Annotated in this window: 2 protein-coding genes; both read right to left on the bottom strand. The window is 70.4% G+C overall.

Features of this window, described 5'->3' with window-relative positions; translation table 11 throughout:
* Window positions 1-77 precede the first annotated feature (77 nt).
* On the bottom strand, window positions 78-1,763 hold the full coding sequence (locus tag ACO48X_RS10320; RefSeq protein ID WP_485002005.1) for an NAD(P)H-hydrate epimerase: 1,686 nt from the start codon (window positions 1,761-1,763) through the stop codon (window positions 78-80).
* Window positions 1,760-3,100 (bottom strand): glutamine--fructose-6-phosphate transaminase (isomerizing) (glmS, locus tag ACO48X_RS10315; protein WP_485002004.1); only part of this gene is annotated, 1,341 nt, incomplete at its 5' end. The genes ACO48X_RS10320 and glmS, both read right to left, overlap by 4 nt.

The following is a 3,100-nucleotide window of genomic DNA, read 5'->3' as shown; positions in this document are numbered from 1 at the left end:
CGCGGCCTCGCGGACGGAAGAGAGATTTGACCGAATGGCCGAAAGGTCGATTCGGGCCTCGGCGGGGTAATAAGAGATCACGATTCCTCCCGCGCAGCGTGTGCGCATTCGTCGGTTTTCTGCACGGGGCGCCGACGCCCCCTCGTGCGGGCCTTCCGCATGCGGAAGGCCGAAGCGGAGGCGTCCGACGCGCCAAAAGCCCTGACGGAGGCGTCCGGCGTGCGGAAGCCGGGTCCTTCTTCGGAGCCTCCGTCGCCGGCCAGGGCGGCTCGAACGGCCGCCGGAGCGTTTCGAACGATGTCGCTCGCCCGCATCGGCCCGTTTTCGCTGGCAAGCCCGTGGACGCAGGCCGCTGCGGCCGCGGCTTGCGCGGGCTCGAGGCCGGCGGCCAGGAGGGCGCCGAGGAAGCCCGCGTACACGTCGCCCGCGCCCGCGACGGCCCGCCAGGCAGGGCCCGGCTGCGCGTACACGGGGCTTCCCGGGGACACGACGACGTCGACGGGGCCCTTGAGCGCGACGGTGGCACCCGTGGCCTCGCTCGCCAGCTTGGCCGCCGCAGCCGGGCATGCGGCGATGCCCTCGCGGGAGCCTTCGATTCCCAGGCGGGAGAAAAGCGCCGCCAGCTCCCCGGCGTGCGGGGTGAGGACCGCCGCGGGCGTCATGCCAGGCTCGGCCCAGGCGAGAGCGCCCGCGTCGAGGACGGCGGGCGTCGTCCACCCCTCGCTTCGAAGTCCGTCGAGGACAGGCTCAGCGCGAGCAAGGGCTTCCCTGTCGAGCCCGGGCCCTATGACCCAGGCATCGACGCGGCCCTCTCCCAGGACCGCTTCGGGGCAGGAGAAAACGACGGTCGAACCGAGCGTCCCGGCGTATCGGACCATGCCGGGCCCCGCAGCCAAGGCCGCGTCGACGCACAGGAGCCCCGCCCCCGGGTAGCTCGTCGAGCCAGCCACGACGCCGACCACTCCCCTCGTGTACTTGTGCGAGGAAGGCCCGGGAACGGGCCACAGAAGCGGGAGGTCGGCGCGCTCGATCGAGACGAGGTCGGGGCTGGGAAGGCCGGCGTCGATGTCGGCGTCGTCGGGCGCCGCGCAGCCTGCGGCTGAGAGGCCCAGCCCGATGTCCGCCGTTTCAACGCGCCCCGCGTGCCTGCGCGCGGGGTCGAGAAAGAGGCCCGGTTTGGGCGCGCCCATCGTGACGGTGAGGTCGGCGCGCAGGATCGGGCCGGGCGCCGCGCCGTCGTCCGTTCCGATACCGGAGGGCACGTCGACGGCGACGACGAGGGGCCCGGCTCCGGCCGACCGTCCTGCCGGCAGCCGCGCGGAGCCTTCCCGCGAGCCCTCGAGGCGTTCGACAAGCGACGCAAAAGGCCCGCGCAGCCCGCCGCGGGCTCCGATTCCCAGAATTCCGTCGATCCATACGTCGGCACGGGCCGCTTCCCTGACGACGGCGTCGAAGTCGGCGACGTCGAGCACCGCGCAGCCTGCGGCGCGGGCGGCTGCAAGGCCCGCCTCGTGCGCGCCCTCGGCGACGACCGCAGCGACGCCCATGCCCCGCCGGGCGAGGAACGCAGCGGCGAAAAGGGCGTCTCCCCCGTTGTTCCCGGGTCCGACGAGGGCGAGCGCCCTCCTGCCGTAGGATCCGCCGAGGAGCCGCAAGACCGCCAGTGCAAGGGCGCCCGAAGCCCGCTCCATGAGGGGAACGCCCGCGGCCAGGAGCGGCGCTTCGGCCTCGCGGACCTTCCGGGCACGGAATGCCCGGATCATTCGACCGTCACGGACTTCGCCAGGTTGCGCGGCTTGTCGACGTCGTATCCCTTGACCGAGGCCAGCTCGCAGGCGAAAATCTGCAGCGGCACGACCGTCACGAGCGGCATCATGAGCGTGGGCGTCGACCGCGGCACCCAGAAGACGCGGGTCGCGTAGCTTGCGGCCTCCTCGTCGCCTTCCTCTGCGATGACGATGACGCGGGCGCCGCGGGCCTTGACCTCCTGAAGGTTGGAGATGACCTTGGAGTGAAGGAGGGGCCGCCGCGGCGTCGGCACGATGACAAACACCGGCAGTCCCTCTTCGATGAGGGCGATGGGGCCGTGCTTGAGCTCGCCGGCCGCGAATCCCTCGGCGTGGATGTAGGCAAGTTCTTTCAGCTTGAGCGCGCCCTCGAGGGCGACGGGGAAGCCCACGTGGCGGCCGAGGAAAAGAACCGAGGTGACGTCGGCCATCGAACGGGCGAGCGTGCGGACCTGCTCTTCTTCGGCCAGCACCTCCTCGATGCGGCCGGGCATTTTGCCCAGTTCGTCCAGATAGGTGGCGACTTCGTCGACGTATTTGTTGCCGCGGAGTTCGGACAGGTAGAGGCCCAAAAGGTAGCAGGCCGTGATTTGGGCGATGAACGCCTTCGTCGAGGCGACGGCCACCTCGGGCCCCGCGTGAGTGTAGAGAACGGCGTCGGATTCGCGCGCAATCGTCGATCCGTGGGTGTTGACGATGGCGAGCACCTTCGAGCCCTGCTCGCGGGCGTGGCGAATGGCCATGAGGGTGTCCATCGTCTCGCCCGACTGCGAGATCGCCACCACAAGGGTCTTTTCGTTGACGACCGGGTCCCGATAGCGGAATTCGTGCGCCAGCTCAACCTCGACCGGCACGCGACACCAGTGCTCGATCGCGTATTTTGCGACGTGCCCCGCGTACGCGGCGGTTCCGCAGGCGACGACGATGATCTTGTCCACCGAGCGCAGAACCGACTCATCGATGCGAAGCTCGTCGAGGTGGAGGCGCCCGTCAAGGCTCGTGCGCCCGCGCAGCGTCTCGGCCACGGCCTTGGGCTGCTCGTGAATCTCCTTGTCCATGAACGTCTCGTACCCGTCCTTCACGGCGGCGGAGAGGTCCCAATTGACCTCGAAGCGCTTGCCCTCGGCGGGCCTGCCGTCGAAGTCGACCACCGTGACCTTGTCGGCGGTGATGCTGACCGCCGTGTCCTGGCCGAGTTCGAGCGCGTCCGACGTCGAGCCGACGAACGCCGCCACGTCCGACCCCAGGAAGTTCTCTCCCTCCCCCAGGCCGACGACGAGCGGCGAGTTCCTGCGCGCTGCGACGACCTCGGA

Source organism: Peptidiphaga sp., from assembly GCF_057238965.1.
Note: the sequence above shows the minus strand (reverse complement) of the source record. Positions and strands in the feature narration are given on the sequence as shown.